General features: G+C 61.0%; 18 protein-coding genes and 1 riboswitch. Of the genes, 6 read left to right on the top strand and 12 right to left on the bottom strand.

Going from position 1 to position 23150, the window contains the following annotated elements:
• The first annotated feature begins 22 nt into the window (after positions 1 to 22).
• Positions 23 to 712 (top strand): peptide-methionine (S)-S-oxide reductase MsrA, encoded by a 690-nt coding sequence (gene msrA / locus BM254_RS01790; protein ID WP_091997965.1) that lies wholly within the window; start codon positions 23 to 25, stop codon positions 710 to 712.
• Between the two features lie 70 nt (positions 713 to 782).
• Here msrA and BM254_RS01785 read toward each other — a convergent pair whose 3' ends face one another.
• The 4 genes from BM254_RS01785 to BM254_RS01770 all read right to left on the bottom strand — a co-directional run bounded on the left by BM254_RS01785 (position 783) and on the right by BM254_RS01770 (position 9008).
• Complete coding sequence (locus BM254_RS01785) at positions 783 to 1511, bottom strand: 3'-5' exonuclease (protein WP_091997963.1); 729 nt, start codon at positions 1509 to 1511, stop codon at positions 783 to 785.
• Positions 1501 to 3378: a putative nucleotidyltransferase substrate binding domain-containing protein gene (locus BM254_RS01780; RefSeq protein WP_091997961.1), complete on the bottom strand. Its 1878-nt coding sequence runs from the start codon at positions 3376 to 3378 to the stop codon at positions 1501 to 1503. Before BM254_RS01780 ends, BM254_RS01785 begins: the two co-directional genes overlap by 11 nt.
• A 136-nt stretch (positions 3379 to 3514) precedes the next feature.
• Complete coding sequence (locus BM254_RS01775) at positions 3515 to 6520, bottom strand: parallel beta-helix domain-containing protein (RefSeq protein ID WP_091997958.1); 3006 nt, start codon at positions 6518 to 6520, stop codon at positions 3515 to 3517.
• Between the two features lie 16 nt (positions 6521 to 6536).
• Positions 6537 to 9008 (bottom strand): amidohydrolase family protein, encoded by a 2472-nt coding sequence (locus BM254_RS01770; protein ID WP_091997956.1) that lies wholly within the window; start codon positions 9006 to 9008, stop codon positions 6537 to 6539.
• A gap of 204 nt (positions 9009 to 9212) precedes the next feature.
• Positions 9213 to 9435: riboswitch (cobalamin riboswitch) on the top strand.
• 130 nt (positions 9436 to 9565) lie between these two features.
• Here BM254_RS01770 and BM254_RS01765 point away from each other — a divergent pair.
• The 5 genes from BM254_RS01765 to BM254_RS01745 are packed head-to-tail and all read left to right on the top strand — an operon-like array spanning position 9566 to position 14783.
• Complete coding sequence (locus BM254_RS01765; RefSeq protein ID WP_091997953.1) at positions 9566 to 11413, top strand: TonB-dependent receptor plug domain-containing protein; 1848 nt, start codon at positions 9566 to 9568, stop codon at positions 11411 to 11413.
• Between the two features lie 56 nt (positions 11414 to 11469).
• Complete coding sequence (locus BM254_RS01760; RefSeq protein WP_245777334.1) at positions 11470 to 12336, top strand: cobalamin-binding protein; 867 nt, start codon at positions 11470 to 11472, stop codon at positions 12334 to 12336.
• A 46-nt stretch (positions 12337 to 12382) separates the two neighbouring features.
• Complete coding sequence (locus BM254_RS01755; protein ID WP_175497199.1) at positions 12383 to 13297, top strand: iron chelate uptake ABC transporter family permease subunit; 915 nt, start codon at positions 12383 to 12385, stop codon at positions 13295 to 13297.
• The gene (locus BM254_RS01750) at positions 13297 to 14067 is read left to right on the top strand and encodes an ABC transporter ATP-binding protein (protein WP_091997947.1); all 771 of its coding nucleotides are present in this window, start codon (positions 13297 to 13299) and stop codon (positions 14065 to 14067) included. The genes BM254_RS01755 and BM254_RS01750 overlap by 1 nt, the downstream gene beginning before the upstream one ends.
• Positions 14068 to 14096: 29 nt before the next feature.
• Positions 14097 to 14783: a DNA-3-methyladenine glycosylase I gene (locus BM254_RS01745; RefSeq protein WP_091999120.1), complete on the top strand. Its 687-nt coding sequence runs from the start codon at positions 14097 to 14099 to the stop codon at positions 14781 to 14783.
• Between the two features lie 31 nt (positions 14784 to 14814).
• Here the strand turns inward: BM254_RS01745 and BM254_RS01740 are convergent, their stop codons facing one another.
• From BM254_RS01740 to BM254_RS01705, 8 genes are all read right to left on the bottom strand, one after another.
• Positions 14815 to 16563, bottom strand: coding sequence for an ArnT family glycosyltransferase (locus BM254_RS01740; protein WP_091997945.1), 1749 nt, complete (start codon positions 16561 to 16563; stop codon positions 14815 to 14817).
• A gap of 9 nt (positions 16564 to 16572) precedes the next feature.
• Positions 16573 to 17241, bottom strand: a complete 669-nt coding sequence (locus BM254_RS01735) for a TVP38/TMEM64 family protein (RefSeq protein WP_091997944.1) — start codon at positions 17239 to 17241, stop codon at positions 16573 to 16575.
• Position 17242: 1 nt separating this feature from the next.
• On the bottom strand, positions 17243 to 18010 hold the full coding sequence (locus tag BM254_RS01730; protein ID WP_091997942.1) for a glycosyltransferase family 2 protein: 768 nt from the start codon (positions 18008 to 18010) through the stop codon (positions 17243 to 17245).
• A gap of 97 nt (positions 18011 to 18107) precedes the next feature.
• Positions 18108 to 19529, bottom strand: coding sequence for an ATP-binding protein (locus BM254_RS01725; RefSeq protein WP_091997940.1), 1422 nt, complete (start codon positions 19527 to 19529; stop codon positions 18108 to 18110).
• Positions 19520 to 20203 (bottom strand): response regulator transcription factor, encoded by a 684-nt coding sequence (locus BM254_RS01720; protein ID WP_091997938.1) that lies wholly within the window; start codon positions 20201 to 20203, stop codon positions 19520 to 19522. Before BM254_RS01720 ends, BM254_RS01725 begins: the two co-directional genes overlap by 10 nt.
• Positions 20204 to 20225: 22 nt before the next feature.
• On the bottom strand, positions 20226 to 21773 hold the full coding sequence (locus BM254_RS01715) for an ArnT family glycosyltransferase (protein WP_091997936.1): 1548 nt from the start codon (positions 21771 to 21773) through the stop codon (positions 20226 to 20228).
• Positions 21757 to 22764 carry a glycosyltransferase family 2 protein gene (locus tag BM254_RS01710; RefSeq protein WP_245777333.1) on the bottom strand — a complete coding sequence of 336 codons (1008 nt, stop codon included), beginning with the start codon at positions 22762 to 22764 and terminating at the stop codon, positions 21757 to 21759. The genes BM254_RS01715 and BM254_RS01710 overlap by 17 nt, the downstream gene beginning before the upstream one ends.
• Complete coding sequence (locus BM254_RS01705; protein WP_091997933.1) at positions 22736 to 23149, bottom strand: GtrA family protein; 414 nt, start codon at positions 23147 to 23149, stop codon at positions 22736 to 22738. The genes BM254_RS01710 and BM254_RS01705 overlap by 29 nt, the downstream gene beginning before the upstream one ends.
• Between the last annotated feature and the right edge of the window lies 1 nt (position 23150).

The raw sequence follows: 23150 nt of genomic DNA, 5'->3' as shown, positions 1-23150 counted from the left end.
CATCAATTGCAGGAGACATACCATGAAACGCAGAATCCCGGGCTTTGCTCTCGCGCTGTCCCTGATATTGGCCGGCATGGCGTATACATCAATCGCCATCGCAGACAATCACGATAGCAGCGATACCGGGTTCGCCCCGGACGATCCGGGCCTTGCGGTCGCTACCTTCGCTGGCGGCTGCTTCTGGTGTGTGGAGGCGGGTTACGAGAAAGTGCCCGGGGTGGTGGAGGCCGTCTCCGGGTACGCCGGTGGCAGTGTCGAGAATCCCACCTATGAGCAGGTCTCTTCTGGCAGCACCGGTCACACGGAGGCGGTCCAGGTCTACTACGATCCGGATGAGATGACCTACGAGGGGCTTTTGCAGGGCCTGTGGCGGATGATGGATCCCACCGACGCCAATGGCCAGTTTGTCGATCGGGGCAAGCAGTACCGGCCGGCGATCTTCTACCACAATGACGAGCAGAAGCGTCTGGCCGAGGCCGCCAGGCAGGAACTGGAGGCTTCGGGTATCTATGACAAGCCGGTGGTGATTGAAATTGTACCGTTGGATACCTTCTACCCGGCGGAGCAGTACCACCAGGATTACTACAAGAAGAATCCGCTGCGCTACAAGTTCTACACCTTCAACTCCGGTCGCTATCAGTTCATCGAGAAGGTCTATGGCGAGGACTATGAACTGGACTTCTCCAAGTTCCGGCCCGCAGCCAGGTAGTCGGATGCCAGGGGCAAAGGCTTTAACCCGCAAGCTTCCATGAAGCCCGATCAGAATTCCTGAACCGCGCTCAGAGCCACAGATCCTTGATCGGCGTGTTCGGTCCGAAATGGTGATGAATCTGGGCCTGGAGCAGTTCGGCCGTGGCCAGGGCATCGATCAGCGCGTTGTGGGAAGCGTAATGGGGCAGCCCGTAGCGCTGACGGCTGTCGGCCAGCCGGATCGATACCGGTTTTTTGCCCAGTAACCGTTGCCAGCGGGTCGGCCGCCGGTCCGGGTGCAGGTGGGCTTCGATGGCCATGGTGTCGATGACCGGGAAGCGGATGCCTTCGCCCAGCCGCCACTGCAGCGCCACGTTGAGGAACGGTCGCTCGATGTCCCGGTAATGGACCACCGGGATGCGGCCATTCAGGTAGCTGAACAGCTTGTCCAATACCTCGTTGAGGTCCGGGGCCTTGTCGATGTCGGAGTGGGTGATGCCGTGCACTTCGATGGAGGTCTGGTGCAGCGGCAGTTGCGGGCGCACCACTTGGTGCCAGCAACGACCCAGCTGGATCCCGCCCAGGGTGAAGGGCACCAGCCCGACACTGACGATGGAGTGCTCGTTCGGATCAAGTCCCGTGGTCTCGAAATCCAGCGCCACCAGTGGAACGTCCGACATCGGCATATCCGGATCGACGCAGCCGGCTTCGTAGAAGGCCTTGAGCAATGGCGACTTTGCCTGTTGGGCGAGCTCCCGGTACTGCTCGGGCCAGGTGGATTTCGGGGTGTTCGACTGGCCTTCCGGATTACTGGGCATTGCGACCTACCTGGGCGTTGTAGCGGAAACGCAGGAACTTCTGGGCGTTGCTGACCACCTGGAAGGCGTCCTTCAGGTGGCTGCGTTCGAAGGGGGAGAGATCCTCGGGGCGCACGTTATTGTCGGGCTTTCGGCCATCCTCGATGGCCAGGGCCTGATGCCGGATACGAACGATGGAGATGAACTCGAGGGCATCCCGCAGGTTGCCGAGATCATCTTCCAATAGCAGCTTGGTCTGGCCGATGACCTTGAGGCGTTCAAAGGAGTTCTGGGCCCGGGACCCGCAGGCCAGGGCATGGACCCGGATGAGGTCGGAGAGCGGGGCGGTGCCGCGCCGTTTCAGGTTGAAGGTCTTGCGATGCTGGCCATCCTCCTCCAGCACAAAGGTGCGGAAAAAGCCCAGAGGTGGCGTGCGGTTCAGGGCATTGCGCGCCAACAGGGTGAGGAAGCGCTGGCTGTGGCTGGCTTTCTCCGCCACCAGCGCCTTCAGTTCTTCTGCGAACCCGGTGTTGCCGTGGATGCCGTCCAGGTCAAAGAAGATGTTGCTGTTCAGCAGGGCCTCGGCCTTGGGGTTCTCGATCCAGTCGGTAAAATAGCCCTTCCACACCCGCAGCGGCTGACGCCACTTCGGATTGGTGGCCATGATCTCGCCGGTACAATACGTGTAGCCGCACTCCGCCAGACCGTCGCTGACAAACTTTGCCAGCGCCAGGAAGTACTCGTCATGCTCCTCGGGCACGAAGCTGTCGTCCAGGATCATGGCATTGTCCTGGTCGGTCACCACCAGCTGCTCGTCCCGGGCCATGGAGCCCAGGGCCATGAAGCAGTAGGGAATCGGCGGTGGTCCCAGTTTTTCCTCGCCCAGTTCCAGCAGCCGCTGGGTGAAGCTCCGGCCGATGCCGGCCATGGCGCTTCCGATCATGTGGGAGTTGGCGTCTTCGTTCACCATGCGCACAAAGGTATCCGGCACATCCCGGCTGATTTTCTTCAGGCCTTTGACGTCATTCTGGTGATAGATATTGCTGACCAGGTACAGGCTGCTCTGGCTCTCGTATTTCACGATGTCAGACAGCGCAATCACGCCCCGCACCTCGTCCTTATCCATGACCGGCAGGTGATGCACGTTGTTGTGCAGCATCATGAGCATGGCTTCAAAAATGTAGGCGCTGGCGCGAATGGTGATCAGACCCTCGGACATGATGTCGCTGATCGGAGTTTCCGAGGGCAGGGCTTCGGTAACGGCCCGGGTCCGCAGGTCCCGGTCGGTGATGATGCCCTTGAGCATGGGGTTTTCGCCGCTTTCGTCCATCAGCAGCAGCGCGGAAACACCCTGGTCGGTCATGATTCGGGCCGCCTCCTGCAGCCGGACCGTGCAGGGCGCTGATACCGGGGCGCGGGAAATCAGCCGGGTGACCTTGGAGGTCATCAGATCGTTGGACTTTTCCCGCCGGGACAGCGCCGAGCGCAGGCGGCTCCGGTCCTCGGTCTCGACAAAGTCGGCGAAGCCGTCATCGTTCTCGAACAGGTACTGGAAAGTGGCCTCCGGGATCCGGTAGACGAGGGTATCTTCGAGTGCCCTGGCGGGAAAACGCACGGTCTTGTTCATCAGCAGGCCGAACTGGCCGAAGATGTCACCCTCTCCGATCCGGTTATAGAGTTCACCAGAGCGCCGGAAAATCTCCACAGCGCCGCTGCGAATGTAGTAAAGCCAGGTGTTGTCCTGTCCGAATTCCAGAATCTGCGTGCCGGCACGGAAATACTCTACTTCAACGCCACCGACCACCTGATCTATCAGTTCCTCCGGCATTTCATCGAACGGAGGAAACTGGGCCATGTGGTTCCGGATATCAATGAGTTCCGCCTGCATATCGCTCCCTGGTGCGCCTTGGCTAAGGTCTGGAAATTATTGTTAATAAAGGACTATAGCAACCGAAGGGAGAACTGGCCACGACAGGGGAGGGATGGCGGCCGGTCGGCCGCCATCGTTGGTGGGCAGGGCAGGTTTACTGGTTCAGGGACTGGAAGATGCTCTGGTTGCCGCAGGCATCGCCGTTTTCATAGTCGGTGGTCACCACGTTGTTTATCCAGTGGTTGAGCAGTTCCACTCCTTCGGCATGGGCCACGCTGCGGGCGATGGGCGGCATGCGCCGCTGGGGATCGCTCTCGTCCGCCAGTCGGCAGGAAACGATCGAGCTGTCGGCATCCCCGGGTACCACGATGTGCTGACGGCCGCAGGAACCACCGCCGGTGGCGGTCGGCTTCTTGCAGATACCGTAGCCGGCGTCCACCTCACGGTAATGATCGAGGTAGTAGCCGGTATTGGAGGCGGCCCCCCGGTCGTTATGGCAGTGCTGACAGTTCACCTCCAGGTACGCCCGCAGACGGGCCTCCACATCGGCGTCGGAGCCGGCGGTTTCACCGCTGTCACCGGGAAGGTTCCAGTGGGGCAGGCGTTCGATGTTGGTGGCCACGCCCCGGCCGTCAATCTGAAGTTCCGGTACGTTGGTGAGGATGCCCTGATCCTGCCAGTACTTGAGCTGGTTCACCCGGGGAAAACCGCCCTGTCCGCGGGTACCCATGAAGGCAGATTCCGGGGCATAGGCGCGGTTCAGGTTGCGGGGTTTGGGGCCGATGGGCGCGCTGCCGGATTCCACGTCATCGTTGCTGTGGCAGGTAATGCACTGATTGGCGTTGGGGATGGCGTAGCTGTCGGTGCTACCGGACAGCAACTGGCCAGTGGTCGGGTCCTGGTAATGCCAGCTCACTGCCCGGGTGCCGCCCCCGAGGGCCAGTTTTGCCACGGGATTGCCTTTGCTGTCCTTCTCCCAGATGTAGGTGGGGCCATCCCAGAATGCCTTGCCGCTCTCGCTCACCCGCTTGATCAGAAGGCGGGTTTCCACCAGTTCCTCGGTTCCCTGACTTTCATCGGTAAAGGCGAAGGTCTTGGCAATCACCGTGCCGGTGGGGAAGTGGATGGTGCCGTTCACGTTACCGCCGTCCTGGCCGTCCATGTAGACCGCTTTGGTGCCTGGCGGCACGAACGCGACCCGGTACTTGGTGGCGTAGTCGGAGAACAGTTTGCTGTTGAGCACGAACGGAACGCCACCATCGTTGGGCATGCTGCGCGGATCCTGGGGATCGGCGAACAGGTTGTACTGGTCGAGACGGGGGCAATTCACGGCCAGAGCGTCCCGGTTGATACTGCCGGGTTTGCTTTTCCGGGAGCAGAGCTTGTTGACGTATTCTTCGCTCGGTGCCGGGTCAATGGTGCCGCTGGGTTCGAATGGCGGGATTTCCACGCGGGGCAATGGGGGCAGGACTTTGCCGAAACGCGCCTGGCAGTCGTGGACCGACTTGTCGGTGTCGGCCACCACACCGTCCAGGCCCTCCAGTACTGATTGCAGGCCTTCCAGGGTCAGGATGCTGGTGTCCTGCTCGGCCGCTGCCAGAACCAGCTCCAGCCCTTCGGTGCCATGGAAGTTCATGTAGGCCTGGCTGTCGGCAGACAGGTCGTTGTTATGGAAACAGGAGCCCCACTGGGGGAGCTTACGCTCACCCTGGTCGTTGAACTTGTAGGCATTGTAATGGCAGGACGGGTTCGGGTGTTCGTTGGTGTGGATCGGCTTGCCGTTTTCGTCGGCTGGCACGGGATCCCCGTTGGCGTCCACCGGGTAGGGGCAGTCCGCGTCCAGCTCGTCCAGCAAGCCGTCCCAGACAATGTGGGCGCCCTTGCCGGGATTGGTGACGTTTTTCAGGCCGATCAGGGTGGGCAGTACCGTTTCCACCTCCCCTTCGAGCAGGACCTTCTCGAAATTCGGGGGCGGCAGGTCATAGCCGGAGTTGCGCATCACATTGTTGTGAATGTGCAGGCCCTCCGTATAGGGATCCAGTTTCTTGTCCGAGGTCTTGCCCTTGCCGTCGATCAGCTCGTAGCTGGTATAGATCACCGCCGCGGTGCTGTGGTCCTCGAAGGTGTTGTTGAAGACCTCGATGTTGTCGTAACCCAGGGTGATGAAGCCGGTACCGCGGGGGACGGCGGATACAAGCCCGCTGTGGGCAAAGTTGTAGGTATTGTTGTTGCGGGCCACGTTGTTGAGCATCACCGAGGTATCGCCGTACTGGGTGATGTTCTCCAGGTCATAGATCAGGAAACCGCCGGTGTTGCACTCGGCCAGGTTGCTGTCGTACTCGCCGCCCTGGACGTTCTCGATCTCGAAGCCCATGACGTTGTACACCGCGCGACTGTTACGGATTATCGCGGTATTGGTCTGGCCCACGTAGATGCCTGCATCCGAAGCGCCCACGGATTCGGAGTTGTCCACCAGGATGTTTTCCGATTCCACCGGATAGATGCCGTAGCGCCCGCTGGCGGAGCTGGGAATGTAATCCGGGGTCGGGTCGCCCTCGTTCAGGGGCGGGTTGGTGCACTGCACATGCAGCCGATCCGTGAAGTTGCTGGCGGTGATCGGCTCGCCGCCGCCGGACCAGATCGCCCGCACGTTCAGCAGCGTGCCCCATTTCACGCCCTTGAGCTTGAAGGCATCGCCGGGGGAATCGGCAATGGTCAGGTCGCGCACGGTGATGCCGCGAACGTTGAGGGCTTCCAGGCCGGTGACGTTGTCGCTGTCCCGGAAGGACAGCACGGTTTCATCCTTGCCGCAGCCCTTGATGAGCACATCTTCGGTGGCCTGGATCAGCAGGCCATGATTCAGCTCGAAAAAGCCGCAGCCGAATTCCAAAGTGTCTCCCGGGCGCAACTGGATCATGGCACTGATCATCTCGTGGGTGGCTTCCGGTCCCGGTTCCACCAGGAAAGTGCGCCCCTCACTGAAGCGTTCCACCTGGTTGCCGGCGACGTTGCTGTTGTCGCCGGCGGTGTCGCTGGCTGGCGCGGACTCCGAGGAACCACCGCCACCGAAACATCCGGTGAGCAGGAATGTGGCAGCCATTGCCAGAGTGAGACCAAGGTGCCCGCGTTGCAGACGATTCCGGTTTTTTGTGAAAGTCATGGCTTTGCTCCTGTCCTTAAAGCGGGGCGCTTTCAATCCGTTCCCACATCCGCAGGTAGGCTTCGGCGGAGGTGAAAAGCTGGTTGATGGCGTCGTCGATCTGCTCGGGATCGGCGTCGCTGTTGCGGATCATGTCTTCGATCTGGTCCGGGTACAGGCCGTAATGGGCCACACCGCGCCCGTCGTAGAGGCTGAATTCCCGGTCGCCGGTGCGCTGGATATCGAACCGGACCCGGCCATCGACAGAGGTGAACGGGTAGAGCCCGGCTTCATCCGCGGCGGTGCCGGGGTTGGCGGCCAGTTGGGCAATGCCGTTCACATCCGAGGCGAAGCCGGCTCCACCGAAGGGGCCAACCTTGTGGCCATCCTTGCGCGGGCGGTTACCATCACGGGTCAGCTTGTGCACCCAATCCTCCCGGGTGCCGCCGAAGGAGGCGGTGATGCCGCCCTGGGAAGCGATGCGGTCACGGAGGGCCTCGGTGCCGCCCCAGCCGCCATGGCTGTTGATCACCGGGTAGTCCAGCGGTCGGGTGATTTCCAGGATCCGGGCCGCCGCCTTGCGGCTGATGTGATCGGTCTCGATCATCATCTTGCGACGCACCAGTTCCTTGATCAGGAAGTCGCCCAGGTCGCTCAGGCCACGGCGGTTACAGAGCTGGTCAGTGCCCCGGCGCGGGTCGAGGGCGGCCATTTCCTCGGGGGTTTCCGGGAAGCGTTCGCCCAGGTAATCCATCTGGTAAAGCAGCTGGTCGATCAGACCAAAGGGCTGGAGCGTGGCGTTCTGATCCGGCTCTCCGCCGGTGTATTCGACGTTCTCCGGGCACTGTTCGAACTCAACGGGGTGGCCGGTTTCCAGCAGGTTGCCGGCGTAGAGAATCGGGCCGATACCGATGCCAGTGGACAGGTCGGGCAGGTGACCACCGAAGGCGTTGTCGAACTTGTGCACCGGGAAAATGTTGCGCACACCCAGCTGGTAAAACTGATCCAGCCGCTCGACGATTTCCTCGCGGGTGCATTCGGCTACCCCGAGGAATTCTCCACACTTGAACACCTTGGACATTTCGATGCCGAGCACCACGGCCAGCTTGCCGTCTCCGATGACCTCGCGGGCCTGTCCGGGACTGGTGACAATCCGGAACCAGCCTTCGCCCGGGCCACCGTGCTGGGCATCGATGTAATCCTGCATCTCGTACATGCGCTGGATCTGCAGCAGGATCGACTCCATGGGGTCGCAGTCGTTCTCTTTTTGGGGATTGATGCGGCAGAGGATCTCGTTATGTACCAGGTGGTTCACCAGGATCTTCATACCTGCCAGGTGAGCCCGTTCCAGCCAGCGGTAATAGCTCTGGTGATGCTGCAGGGAGTTGTACCTCGGCCAGTCATTGAACGTGGGCCAGCCCTGGGTGTCGTGGGTGCCGATGCCGCTGGTGGCCAGTTCCACGAAACCGGTTGCGCCCCAGGGGCCGTGGACGGCCTCGCAGTCATGGAGGGCGTGGGTAACGCCAAAGCGGTGGAAAGGCGCACCGTAGTTGACCCGCCCACCGATAAATTCATAGGCGGAGATGTGGGAATGGGTGTCGACAAAGCCGAACACGTCGTCCTTGTCGATGCCCTGAACATTGCGGAAGCGGTCCACCTCTTTCAGGTAGGTGGCCGGTCCTTTCTCATCAAGGATGTCGGCGTTCAGTTCCGCTTCCGGATAGTCCTTGCAGCCCTTCGCTTCCCGCAGGGTAAAGAGGCCGGCCTCATCAATCACGGAGGGGGAGGCCAGGGCCAGGCCGTCTTCGGTGGTTGTCAGCATCAGCCCTGTGACATCGGAGGCCAGGGTAAACACCGGTTCCGGCCCGGGCCGTTGCAGTTGCCAGACCGCGAGATCACTGGGCGCATCGACCATGGCCAGTGCCGGATTGACGGTGGTTTCACCGATCTGATCACCGGTGAACTCGAGGCTTTCGCCAATGGCACGCAGGGCATCCCCCAGGGGGGCGACCGGATCCAGGATCAGGTTGGTGGTGTCCCCGAGGCCGGCGACCAGGTAGCTGATCTCACCAATGAAAGTGCCGGTTTCGTCGAGGAATTCCCCGGCCGGATCGCTGATGCCGAGCAGCTCAAAGCTTCCCACTTCCCCGGCAGTGCGCTGGTAGTCGGACATCAACAGGTAGGCGCCCAGGCGCGTGGGCCGCAGCCGGAAGCTGGTGGCCTGATCCGAATCCGGGGTGATCGAATACCGGCCGGATTGCGGATCGGCAAGCAGGTAATGCCCTCCGGCCTCCAGGGTGTAACAGCCGTTGGCGACGTTGTAGCGATCAATCGTCGCGGTCTTCGTGAAGGTGTCCGTGTCGGGGGCAACGGCCGAATTCTCCGGAGCTGTCGCAGGTTCCTGGCCGGAGTTGGCGGCCGGGCTGTCGTCGGAGCCGCCACAACCGCTGATCAACAGGGTGCCGGCGAGCGCCCATACCAATGCGGCGGGCCATTTGTTGTTATGCATGGGGACCTCTCATTCCATTCTTGTGCCGGCCGGGCCGGCAACTCGTTGTTATTGTTTGAAGTGGTTATCGGCACCTGGGCCTCGAACCAAACGTGAGAGGTTGTAGCATGTGGCTAATAGTGTGACGGACATCACATCGGGCCATTTTTTGAGCTGCCGGATAATTGACGGATTTCGTTGACCACTTTGCGGAGGGTTGCTAGCCTTGCCGCACTTTTTTCAGGTGCCCGTCGCAAAGCGCGACGGGTGAAACGGGAAATCGGTGAGCCTGGTTCGCCAGTGCAATTCCGATGCTGCCCCCGCAACGGTAAGCAGGAAAACGGCAATCAAATGCGCCACTGTGCCTCTGGCATGGGAAGGTGATTGTCCGGGAACCGCCAGGGTTCCGCCTGCAAGCCCGGAGACCGGCCTGGAAAAACACCCGGAGTTGCGGTGGGCGGCTTGGGTGGGCGAATTCCGGTAGCTCCAGTCCCAATCCGTCTCCGCCTGCCCCCTGTCTTTTCCGCAACCTAAACCTGATTCCCGTGCGGGTGCGCGCGGTTTGCGGAGAAAGCCCTATGTTGAAGTTTCCTTTTCCTGTCGTGATGGCCGGTGTGTCCATCGCTGCAATGCCCCTGGCTGTGGCCGCCCAGTCCTCGGAAGATGAGGCCCTTGATCCGATTGTGGTGACTGCCACGCTGGGTCCGGATACCGTGGGCGAGAGCCTGTCGTCAGTGACCGTGATCGAGCAGGACGATATCGAGCGACAGCAGCCCGAGGAATTCCGTGATCTGCTCCAGGCACAGCCGGGCGTGAACGTGGTGTCCGATGGCAGCTATGGCAAGACCACCAGTGTCTTTCTGCGTGGCGCTGGAAGCTCCGGGACCGTCCTGCTACTGGACGGTATCCGTCTGCGTTCTGCAACCGCCGGGATTCCCCCCTGGCAGTTCCTGCCGCCGGAGTTGATGGGTAAGGTCGAGGTGGTGCGCGGTGCCAAGAGTTCCCTTTATGGCGCTGACGCCGTTGGTGGTGTCATCCAGGCCTTTACCCTGAAGCCCGAGGCGGGCCGACAGGGCTGGGCCGAGGTATCTGGCGGGTCCCACGATACCCTGGGAACGTCGGTTGGTGTCGCCGGCCGGGAGGGTAATTCCTCCATTCTGGCCGGCGGTCTGTACTCGGATACCGACGGCACTGAACTGCGGGAAGGTGGTGAGGACCGCGGTTTCCGTAATGCCGCCGGACTGGCCAAAGTCAGCCATGATTTCGAGCAGGGCGGTGGTGTGGGTGTCACCATGTTCCAGTCCCAGGGCAATACCGAGTTCGAGGATGGCGATACCGATTTCATGATCCGGGCCGCCGGGCTCTATCTGGAAGCGGTCGCCAGCGACTACTGGCGGACCCGCATCCAGTTCTCGGAAGCCCGTGACGAGCAGGAAACCTTTGGTTCTTACCCCAGTGTCTTCGACACCGTGTCCCGTTCAGCCCGCTGGGAAAATACCCTGACGGCAGGGGTTCACGAACTGGTGCTCGGTTCGGAGTTCATGGTCGATGAGGTGGACGGTACTAGCCAGTTTGCCGAGGACAGTCGCACCAATGCCGCCGTCTTCGGCCAGGCCCGCCTCAATTTCGATGCCACCGATCTGATGTTCAGCATGCGTCTGGATGACAACGAAGCCTACGGCAAGGAAGAAACCGGCGGTATCGCCCTGGGCCACCAGTTCGATCGTTCCCACCGTCTGCGCCTGAGCTACGCCACATCGTTCAGGGCGCCGACGTTCAATGATCTGTACCTGGAAGTGCCTTCGGATTTCGGAAGCTACTTCGGTAACCCGGACCTGGATCCGGAGAAAGGCGAGATGGTGGAAGTCGGTTTTTCCGGGCGGTATGACTCCTGGTTCTGGGATGTGGCGGTCTACCAGAATGACGTGGAGGACCTGATCACCTACGTGTCCGACCCGGTAACCTTCGACGGCACCATGGAGAACGTGGAAACCGCCAGAATCCGTGGTATCGAACTGTCTTCCGGGTTCCAGACCACGGACTGGGATATTAACGCGGCAATCACTTATGCCGATACCGAGAACCGGGATACCGGCAAGCGCTTGCCCCGACGGGCCGAGAAGAACATCCGGCTGGATGTCGACCGGCTGTTTGATGCGTGGTCGGTGGGGGCCAGCGTCATCGCCGAAAGCGATCGCTACAACGATGCCGGCAACACGACCCTGCTGGCCGGTTACGGCACCATGGATCTGCGGGCCGCGTGGGAATTCCTGCCAGGGTGGTCCGCCGGTCTGAAGGTGGCCAACGTGTTTGACCGTCGGTACGCCACCAGCCTCGGCTATGACAGCACAACCTTCGCGCCCTTCGAATACCTGGCGGCTGGCCGGACCTACATGGCCTCGGTACGCTATGATTTCCGCCAATGACGGCCTGAGGGAGGCAGCGTGACCTGGTCATGAGGGCAATCCGGTTATTGATTACAGTGGTAGCTGTTCTGGGACTGGCGCTGACGGCGTCAGTGTCCGCTGCCGAGCTGTGTGCAACCGATGCCCTCGATCGTGACGTCTGCCTGCCTGAGCCTGCCCGCCGGGTTGTCTCTCTCTCTCCGGGGGCTACGGAACTGCTGTTCTCCGCCGGCGCCGGCGACTCGGTGGTCGCCGTCAGTGCCTGGAGCGATTATCCGCCGCAGGCGGCGGAGCTGCCGCAGGTGGGCGATAGTAATCGCCTTGATCTCGAAGCCATCGTCAGCCTGAAGCCGGATCTGGTGGTGGCCTGGACTGACGGCAATTCCCGTGCGCAGCTGGACCGGCTTGCCAAGCTGGGGGTGCCGGTGTTCTGGCTCGCTCCCCGGGAGTTCGAGGACATCGCTCTGGCCGTGGAAACCCTGGGCCGGCTGACCGGCCATACGCCGGTTGCCGAACGCACAGCGGCGGAGTTCCGGGACGGTATTTCCACGTTGCAGGCTACCTATCGGGATTCGGCTCCGGTGTGGGTGTTCTACCAGGTCTGGGATCAGCCGCTGATGACCATCAACGGCGACGAGCTGATCAGCAAGGCCATTGCCCTGTGCGGTGGCATCAATGTGTTCGCCGGTCTGCCCAGGCTGGTACCCCGGATCTCCGTGGAAACGGTGCTGGCTGCCGACCCGGAGGTAATCGTCACCGCCGGGCGGGGTGACTCGGATCGCGACTGGCTGGCAAGCTGGCAGAGCTATCCATCCGTTACTGCCGTGGCCCGCGATAATCTATTCCTTGTGTCCCCTTCGCTTCTGCAACGTCCCACCTTCCGCATGCTGGAAGGCGCCCGGGAGTTGTGTGGCATCCTGGAGCAGGCCCGTGCCCGTCTCTGATATTTTCCGGCCGCTGGTTGTACTGGCGCTGGCGGCGCTGGCTGCCATGCTGGTGTCAGTGAGCGTCGGCAGTGCCGATCTTGGCGTTGCGGATACCCTGTCAGTGCTGGTCGGTGGCGGCAGTGAGCTGCACCGGACGCTGATTCTGGATCTCCGGTTGCCACGAACCCTCAGCGCCTTTGCCACCGGCGGCCTGTTGGCGCTGGCCGGTGCCCTGATGCAGGTGTTGCTCCGTAATCCCCTGGCGGATCCCTACGTGCTCGGTCTCTCCGGTGGCGCCGCCGTGGGCGCGTTACTGGCCATGCTGGCCGGAGCAGCCGGATTCCTCATTTCAGGGTCTGCCTTCGCCGGCGCCATGCTGGCCACCCTGCTGGTGTTCGGCCTGGCCCACGGCAGTGGCAGCTGGACGCCATCTCGGCTGTTGCTCACCGGTGTGGTGGTGGCCGCCGGTTGGGGCGCGATGATTACCCTGATTCTGGCCATGTCACCGGCGAGTCGTTTGCCGGGTATGCTGTACTGGCTGATGGGGGATCTGTCCCATGCCGGCCAGCCCTGGCCGGGCCTGGCAGTGCTGGTTCTGGTTTGCCTGCTGGTGTTTCCGCTGGGCCGCAGCCTCAACGTTCTGGCCCGTGGATCCCTGCAGGCGGCGGCCCTGGGGGTGTCGGTCCGGTCGCTGGAATGGCTGATCTATCTGGTTGCCAGCCTTCTGACCGCAACCGCCGTGACCATGGCCGGTGCGGTCGGCTTTGTCGGGTTGGTGGTGCCGCACATGCTCCGGCTGGCGCTGGGTAATGACCAGCGGATGATATTGCCGGCCTGTGCGCTGGCGGGTGGCACATTGTTGGTGCTGGCGGATACCCTGGCCAGGGTGGTGATTGCCCCGGAACAGTTGCCGGTGGGTGTGATCACCGCCCTGATTGGTGTGCCCACCTTCCTGTACCTGCTGTACCGGAGCCGGTAATGACCACACTGACCACCGACAACCTCATCATCGATATCCCGGGGCGCGCCCCGGGTTCTCCCCTGAACCTGGAGGTCCAGCCCGGTCAGGTCTGGGGCGTGCTGGGTCCCAACGGCGTGGGCAAGACGACGTTGCTGCATACGCTGGCGGGACTGCGGGCGCCCCATCGTGGCGAGGTCCTGCTGGATGGCCGGGCTTTGGGTTCGTTGAAACGGAAGTCGGTATCACAGCAGCTGGGCCTGGTGTTCCAGGACCGGCAGGATGGTTTCCCGGCGACCGTGTTGGAAACCGCCCTGATCGGCCGCCATCCCTGGTTGTCGTCCTGGCAGATGGAGACCGGTGAGGATATCGCGATTGCCGAACGGGCACTGCAGGCGCTGGATGTCGGGCACCTTCGGGACCGGCTGGTCAGTACCCTGTCCGGCGGTGAGCGCCAGCGCGTGGCCATCGCCACCCTGATGACCCAGGCCCCCGATATCTGGCTGTTGGATGAACCGAGTAACCACCTGGACCTGCACCATCAGGTGGCGGTCATGCGCCTGCTTTCCGGCCAAGCCGAAGCGGGCCGGGCGGTGTTCATGTGCCTGCATGACCTCAATCTGGCGGCCCGCTGGTGCGATCACCTGCTATTGATGTATCCCTCCGGTGAGGCATGCTGGGGACCGGCCCGGGAAATGCTGGTACCGTCGGCTCTGGAGAGCCTGTATAACCAGACCCTGGTGACTGTCGAAGTCGACGGCGCCCCGGTGTTCGTGCCGGTTCGTTCCTGACCTTCATTTCCCTGTTGGGTGTGACAGCCATGAGTACCGCAAAGATTCCGCCATTCTCGGAGTTCCATGACCAGGCACTGATGCGCAAGGGTGGTGAACAGGCCCTGCAGGCACGGTTGCCGAAAATGCCGGAGCCGGGCGTGCTGGAAGCCACCGGCGATGATCGCTACCTGTCCGAGGTGACCCGGTGCGTGTTCAAGGCCGGCTTTGTCTGGCGGGTTATCGAGAACAAATGGCCGGACTTTGAAGCGGCATTTCACGGCTTTGTGCCGGCCTACTGGCAGCAGGTGCCGCCGGAAGTGCTGGAGGAGCTGGCCGCCGATGATCGCATCGTGCGCAACATGCAGAAGATCCGGACCGTGCCGGAAAATGCCCGCATGATCATGGACGCCGCCCGGGGCTATGGCAGCTTTGGCAGGTTCCTGGCCCAGTGGCCCCACGACGATCAGGCCGGTCTGCTGCTGTGGCTCAAGCGCAACGGCGCCCGCCTTGGTGGCAACACCGCCCAGTACTTCCTGCGCCGGGTCGGCTGGGATGGCTTCATCCTGTCCCGGGATGTGGTCACCGCGTTGACCCGCGCCGGTATCCTCGACGCCTCACCAACCAGCAAGAAAGGCCTGATTCAGGTGCAGGAGGCGTTCAACCAGTGGCACCGGGAGACCGGCCTGCCGGTGAGTCATCTGTCCCGGATCGTGTCCTTTACAGTAGACAACTGAGTTTGCCTAAGAGGTACCTTGCCGTTTTCTGTCAGTCCATCCAGAGTCCGGGCCTTTCCGTTGTGAACTGACGGACCTTTGCTGGCGGGCCGCAATCCGGTGCCATCTGATCAGGTCCGAGCAGCAGCCAGCGTTCACGGTGGGCAACGCCCAACTCTCTGCTGCCTTCCAGCGTAAAGCACTCCAGGTCAAGATTGTCGGCGGTCAGTATGTAACGGTTGTCGCCTTCGCTCATCCATTTCCAGGCATTGCGCTCTTCTTCACGCAGCCCGCTGAAGTAGCTGAAATGCACGAAATCCAGTTTGGAGAATAGGATGAACTGTTCCCGGAAGTCGATCATGCCGAGTTGGGCGTCAGTGGGAAGCTGCTGCTCGGCGGCAGCCAGGATATTGCGTGGAGTACGCAGGGGCTCAAGAATCCGGTAGCCCCAGGTGCTCAGCAGCAGCCAGGTGACCATCATCGCCACGAACAGGCGCCCCAACGCACGGGAACGCCAAAATCCGAACAGGCTGACCAGCCAGACCAGCCCGATGGTAAATACCAGCGTGCCGGCTTCGTGTAGACGCGCCGGGTCGCGGCTGTAGTCGCTGACCTTTTCCACCAGCCTTGGGTGGTCGTTCCAGGCCAACACACCAACGGTGATCAGGGCCAGAGCCAGAATCAAGTGTACACCGGTCAGTAACGGTGGGAACCAGCCAGCGGGCCGTTCCGTGCTTAGCAGGGGCGCCAGACTCAGTGCGAGCATGGGCAGAGCCGGTAGCAGATACACGCCCCGTTTGCCGGGGCTCAGGCTGAAGAACACAATCACCAGCGCAATCCAGACCAGTAGCACCGGAATTACAGGACGGTGGCGGAAACTGTCGGTCAGCGGCCGCCATAGCGCCAGCAACAGCAGGGGGAGTGGAAACCACAGCGACGGAAGCACGCTGGTGAGGTAGTAATACCAGGGCTGGAGATGCCCCCAGGAATCGGCGTAGCGCTCCCCGGTCTGCTTGAACAGGATGTTGTTCCGGTAGGCCAGCGCTTCGTCGGTGCCCAGTGCATTGACGTACAACACCATCGGAACCAGCCAGGCGGCAACAACCGCGAGCATTGCCAGCGGGCCAAGCGCACTGCGCCAGGTCAGCGTGTCGGCAAACAGATTCCGGTCACGGAATTTTATTGCTGCAATGGGAATAAGCATCAGCGCTGGCAGGAATCCGACGCCCTTGGTGATAATCCCCAGGCCCATGAAGGCCCAGGCAGTGAAATACCAGCCCCAGGACGGGCCAGTGAAAAAGTGCCGGAGCAGGCCATAGCAGGCCACCATTATCCAGCAGGCGACCATGGCATCGATCTGCGCCTTCTGGGCCTGGAGCAGGAACTGGGGCGCAAGTAACACCAGCATGACAGCGACGGCGCCGGCACGTTGGTTCCAGAGGCGGGTGCCGATATCAAAGACCAGCCCCAGGGTGAGCAGGCTGCATAGGGCGTTGGGCAAGAGAAAGGCGACTTTCAGGTTGCCGCTGAGCCAGTAGAACAGGGCAATGCTCCACATGAAAACCGGTGGCTTGTCCGGGTAGAACTCGCCACCGCGCATGGGGATGAGCCACTGGCCCGAAGCCACCATCTCCCGGGCAACTTCGGCGAAGCGGGGTTCGTCGGCGGGCCAGGGCGAGCGGAAGCCGATGCCGGTGAAAATCATGACTGCCGCCAAGCCCAACAGCAAAAGCAGGAGCCGGTTTCGGGACAGATTGAACAGAAATGCCGGAAGGTGACGGACAAACGGTGATGCGGGCATGGTGCGTTCTCAGGACTGATCGGAAACGGAATTGGCGAGGGTGCGTGCCCTGTGGTTATGGTAGAGGAGTGCGCCAATCAATGAGGCAAGGATGAACAGCACGACACTCAGCAACAGTTGGTATTGGTCGGCACTGCCAATGCCGGCACCGGCCAGGGCGAACACGAGCATTTGCGGGATGTAGCCAAGGGTGCTGCCAACCAGAAAGGGCGCAAAGCGGATACCGGAACAACCGGCAACGAGGTTGGTTACCAGGTTGCTCCCCACCGGCAACAACCGGACCATCAGTACTTTTATGAGGGTCTGGTCGCGGAATAGCTGGTCAAACTGACGCATGCGATGTCCAAAACGGCGTGTCAGGGATTCGCGCAGCAGCCACCGGGCAGTAAAGAAACAGCCAGCCGCACCGATCGCGGTTGCCAGGGACGATAAGATGGTGCCATTGATGCCGCCCATGGCAAAGCCGAGCACAAACGCCAGCAGCTGGCGGGGCGCCCCGATTCCGGTAAATGCTGCACCAGCCAGGGTGACGACCAGAAAGCCGGTTATTCCATGGTTGTGGAGATAACTGGCGACCTGGTTCTCGTTGGCCAGGAAGTCCAGCCAGCCGTAATGGATCGCCAGATAACTGACCAGTGCAAGCGCGGCAAAAAACAGCCATCGCGCCTGGTTGGGCATATCAGTGGCTCTCCGCGGTGGAAGCGACCGTATCAGCATCAGCAACCTGCGAAATGGCGGGCACCCTGGTTCGGTGCAGCAGCCACATCACTCCCAACAGATCGAGAATGCCGGCCCAGGCACGATTCCAGGCATTGTATTTCGAGGTGCCGGCCATGCGGGGGCGATGATGGACTTCTACGACCGCGATCTCGCCACCGATCCCTCTAACCAGCGCTGGTATGAATCGATGGCCATGGTCAAACCAGGGCAGCCGGAGGAAGGTCTCCCGCGGGAACAGTTTGAGACCGCACCCGGTGTCCGGCACGCCATCATGCAGCAGGGCATCGCGAACGCGGTTGGCCAGTTGCGACTGGAAGCGTTTCCAGGCGGTGTCCTTGCGGTTTTTCCGGTAGCCGGCGATGCAGAAGTCGGGGTTCTTTATGGTATTCACCTTCTGGAGCAACGCTGGAATATCGGCGGGATCGTTCTGACCATCGCCGTCCATGGTGGCGATGAGTGTGCCCCTGGCACGGCGGATGCCTGTGGCCAGAGCACCGCTCTGACCAATGCTTTGATCGTGCCGAACCGTAACGAGTCGACCACCGACCGATCGTGCGCTCCGCAACGCGATATTCAGAGTCTGATCGCTGCTGCCATCATCCACCAGTACCACTTCAAAATCCGGGTAGTCGCGCATGACCCGGAAAATCTCAGTGATCAGTGCGGCTATATTGTCTTGTTCATCCTTGGCTGGAATGACCAGTGACAGTGTTCTTTCCTGACCCATACAGAGTTTTCCCTCGGCAGACAGAGCAGCAACAGGGCCGTCTATCCAACCCTGTTATTTCAGAGCCGGATTATCTGCCAGGAAGCTTAAACCAACCTTAAGACGTCCTGTGGCGAAGGGTGGGGCGGGCAGGGAGCCAGATGCTGACGCACAGTCCCGGTTGTCCGTCCGGCCGCCCGTTCAGGGTGAGTTGGCCACCGTGGAGTTCGGCAATTCGCCGGGCGATGGCCAGTCCCAGTCCGGCGCCTCCCCCGAGTCGTTGGTCCAGGCGGACAAAGCGACTCAGGGCCCGTTCCCGCTCTTCGAGGGGGATGCCTGGTCCCTGGTCGCAAACGCTGATGGAGTAACCGTCACCGGAGGGGCTCAGACGGGTTGTTATAGTCGTTTGTTCTGGGCTGTACAGAATTGCGTTGGCGAGAAGGGAACGCATGAGGGTGTTTATCAGTGCGCTGTGGCAACACACCAGTGCCTGGGTGGTCTCGTCCTCCATCACCGGTTCAATACCCTTTTTCAGTGCCAGCGGTGCAACATCTGCAATGCTCTGTTCCAGAATCTCAGACAGGTTATGGTACTCAGGTGAAAAATCGGTACCCGCGTCGACACGGCTAAGCAACAACATTTGTTCAACCAGATGAACCATCCGGTCCACAGACCGGATGAGATCTGTGAATCGCTCAGGCTCTGTTTCACAGGCCTTCTCAAGGTTCAGGCGCAACGCGGCCAGCGGTGTCCTGAGTTCGTGTGCGGCGTCAGCGGAAAAACGACGCTCTCTTTCCAGCGCCTGATTGAGTCGCTTCAGGAGCCCGTTGACCGCCTGAACCAGCCCCGCCACTTCTTTGGGAGCCTGTCTGTCATCGAGGGGATGGATACGCTCCGGAGCCATGTTCCGTACCGGGTTTTCCAGCCGGCGAAGGGGCCGGAAACTGACTTGTATCGCGGTAATAGCGGCAACCACCAGAAGAGGCAACACCAGAAGCAGGGGTAGGATATTACCTAGAGCCAGCTCCTGACTGAGCTCTTGACGGATATCCTCGCGCTGGGCGGTCCGGATCCAGAATCCGGTCGCCGGATCCTGAAGGGTAAAGGTACGCCAGCGATACCCGGTGGATTCTGCCCAGTGGTAACCTGGTTCCAGGCCCCCGCTATCATCGGCGTTAAGAGTGTCCAGCAAGGGTTCCCGTTCCGGTGACCACACTTCAAACGCGAGTTTTTTCTCGTATTTGTGGCCGGCGCCTTCGGGAAGGATTTCGTTACGATCCCTTTCAAGTTCGGTCTCGGAGATGACGGTGTCAGGTAATCTGAGTGTTTCCTCCAGGGTTGAGGAAAGCTGGTCAAGGGATTGGGTATCGACCAGATGCTGAACCAGGCCCTGGACGATTCGGGTACTTTGTGCCAGCTCCGCATCGAACAGTTCTTCCAGTTCGTGGTTACTCTCCAGATAACTCCATGCCGCGGCAATAAGAGCAATCAGCAAAACTGTGGAGGTTACCAGTACAATCAGTGTGCGGGTCAGGGACATGCCGTTTCCTCAGCCGCATGGCTGTCGAGCAGATAGCCAACGCCGCGCACGGTGCGGATCGTGGCCTTGCCCACCCGCCGGCGGAGGTGGTGGATATGGACTTCCAGCGCATTGCTCTCGGCACCATGCTCCCAGCCGTAAAGTTGCTCCTCCAGTCGCCGCCGCGTTGCGACCTGATCGGGATGGCGCATCAGGTAATGCAGAATCTGGAATTCGCTCCGGGGCAGGGTAACGGTGTCATTACCGACCTCGAGTTGGCCGGAATCGGTATCCAGCGTCAGCCGGCCAACCTTGAGACCGGCAGTTCTGACGCCGCTGCCGCGCCGGGTGACCGCGCGGATCCGGGCTTTAAGCTCTGCCATGGCGAACGGTTTGGTGAGGTAATCGTCCGCGCCGGAGTTCAGTCCCTGCAATTTCTCATCCAGGTCTGTTCGCGCCGTGAGAATGATCACAGGTGTCTCGATGCCCCGGTTACGGATGTTGCGCACGATATCCAGGCCATCGACTCGCGGCAGGGTCAGGTCGAGGATGGCCAGGTCAAAGTCCTCGTTCAGTAGCGCATTGAGGGCCTGTTGGCCATCATCCAGCCAGTCAACGGTGTTCTGGCCATCGCGAAGCATGTCCAGCATGGTATTGGCCAGCAGGTGGTCGTCTTCAATCAGCAGTATTCGCATGTAGCAGAAATCCGGTTGGTTTTCAGGTCAGCGGATGGCCTTCCGTTGCAGTGTACTCGATACCCGCTTTTTTGCTTTCCCGACTTTCAATTTGCTCTGGACTACCGGTGGATGGTTCAAGCAGGAACACCTGGTAACGCCGGTTCTGGTCGACCTGATCAAACACACCTTGCAGTTTATTCAGCATTGACTTGTTGCCTTTTTCCACTGCCAGCAGCGCGGGCTGGGACAGAGTTCCCTGAGCCAGTTGACGGCTGATCGTGTCCGCCTCTACGGCCCGGACCCTGCCCTGGGTATAAAAGCGGGCGGAGAACGGGGCCTTGTCGAGATAGAGCAGGTCATTCGGGGTCATTCCAGGAAGCTCGTTAACCCGCGCCACCAGGTCACGCTCAGTTTTAAGCGTTTCCGGATTGAGTGAGAGCCAGCCCGCAGCCAGCGTTCCGAGAAACGGAATCAGGAGCACGGCAGTGACGGCGGAAGGTCGCAGCGTATTGCCGACATCCCGGGGCACCAGGCTGGCTGCCAATACCGCAAGGAATGGCAATCCCGGCAGGACGTAGGTCCAGAGAATGTTGCCGGAAAGGGTGAAAAAAATGGCAGGGCTGAGGGCCGATGCCAGTATCAGCCCGCCGATACCCCGTTCACCGGAATGCCATTGGTCTTTCGTTTCCTGGCTACGCCAGCACTTGATCGCAAAGGCCGCGATTGCAATCAGGCCCCAGGGGAAGCTGGCCAAAACCAGATGCAACCAGATTGTACCGCGGGGGAATTCGTGGGCGTTGCCATAAAGATCCCCCTGCCAGCTGCTTACCAGGAAGCGTTTGATGTGTTCGCCCACGATAAAGTAGTCGAAAAATCCGGGCGTCTTCAGTTCTGCCAGTACATACCATGGAACAGCGATGGCCAGTGTCAGCGCCGAACCCCGAAGCCAGGGCAGACACTCCCATAGACGCTGCCAGCGACGGGCAAAGACAACCCACAGGAACACAGGCAGGCCGGTCAGAACCAGTATCAGGGGGCCCTTGGCCAACAGGCCGATGGCGAGACCGATGAAGAACATCCAGCCCCAGATCATGGGGCCGCCCTGAAGCCGTATCACCAGGCTGGTCAGTACCAGTGTGGAACCGAGTGCAAGGAAGGAGTCGGTCATCACTGTGCCTGCAGTCAGAAAACCCAGGGCTGTGGTGGCATAAATAAGCGCCGCCCAGAGCCCGGATGCCCGGGCAGCGTCACTGGTCCGCTCCGTATGCAGATACCGGCGCAGTGTGTAGATCAGGAAGACAATGACGCAGTTAGCCAGCCAGGACGGCAAACGCCCGGCGAATTCGGAGACACCGAACACTTTGAAAGATAATGCCTGGGTCCAGAACGACAGGGGTGGCTTGCCCCAGAAGGGGACTCCGTAATCGAACCAGGGTGTAATCCAGTCGCCGGTTTCGGTCATGATGCGGGCAATCTCGGCGTAACGGGGTTCTGTGGTGTCGGCCAGGGGCAGGATTGCGGCCAGACCAAGCCGGATGGCCAGAACGGAGACCAGCAGCCAGAGCAAGGTATTAATGTGTTTGGTCATTACCGGCAACTCGCAGATGGGTCAGAATCGGTTGGGCCTCGTCCTCACTGTCTTCGGCGACAATGAAAACCGGGCGTTGTTTGGTTTCCATGTAGATGCGCCCGACATACTCACCCAGCAGTCCTACACAGAGCAGCTGAACTCCGGACAGGAACGTGACTATGGCAATCATTGACGCGTAACCTGGCGTGGAGATGCCGAAAATCAGTGCCCTGAGCACTTCCCAGGTTCCGAACAGGCCGCCGGCACCAGCGGCAAGCAGACCGAGAAGCAGGGCCAGGCGCAGTGGCCGGGTGGAAAACGAGGTGATGCCCTCCATCGCCAGGTGCATCAGTTTCAGGTAATTCCACTTGGTCTTGCCTGCTGCCCGGGGATCTCGGTCGAATTCCAGGGTGACGGTGGGCATGCCGACCCAGGCAAACATCCCTTTAAGGTAGCGGTTGCGTTCGGGTAACCGGTTCAGGGCATCAACAGTGCGTCGGCTCATCAGCCGGAAATCGCCGGTATCGACGGGTATGGAAGCGTCGCTGATGCGGTTGATCACCCGATAGAACAGGCTGGCTGTGATGCGTTTCAGCCAGCTCTCGCCGGCCCGGGAACGGCGCTTCATCAGGACGACATCCGCGCCCCTGCGCCATTCGGCCACCATCCGGGGAATCAGTTCAGGCGGGTCCTGGAGGTCGGCGTCCATCAGTATCAAGGCATCTCCGCGGGCATGCTCCAGCCCCGCGGTCACAGCGGCTTCCTTGCCAAAATTACGTGACAGCTGGACCACACGGATGTCCGGCTGGCGTTGCCGGGCCCGCAACAGCAGAGCGACGGAATTGTCATGGCTGCCGTCGTCCACAAACAGCAGTTCCACAGGAACGTCGAGTTGTCGGGTAACCCGGTCCAGACGACTGAGCAGGGTCGGGATAACATCGGACTCGTTGTGAACAGGGATGACGATACTGAGCATCTGGTTACCGGGCCTCCCTTGTCGGTTCTTCATGGAATACAAACCTCTCGGCGAAGAGATAGTTGGCAAGTGCCACCACACCGGTAGCCGTAATCTGGGCAAACGCTACATTGGCATCGGCGATCCGCAGCAAGACAAAACTTAGAAGGTTCAGGATCCACCCGATACCGGCTCCGGCGAGATAGCGGGGGAAGGTCACCCGGTGCGGCAGCGCGGAACAGAAGGCAAACCGGTGTTGGCCGATATAGTTCGCGATCAGCCCCGCGCTGGCACCTATGGCGGTCGCAGCGACAGCGTTAACGCCAGCGCGAACCAGCACCATCATGATCAGCCAATGGAGCAGGGTGGCCATCCCGCCTGCCATCAGGAAACGGGGCAGCGCGCCCAGTCGGTTTGTCCTCAAATCCGGGACTTTCATA

The organism is Marinobacter pelagius, from assembly GCF_900114925.1.
Lineage (GTDB): Bacteria > Pseudomonadota > Gammaproteobacteria > Pseudomonadales > Oleiphilaceae > Marinobacter > Marinobacter pelagius.
This window is presented reverse-complemented; position numbering and strand designations above follow the sequence as displayed.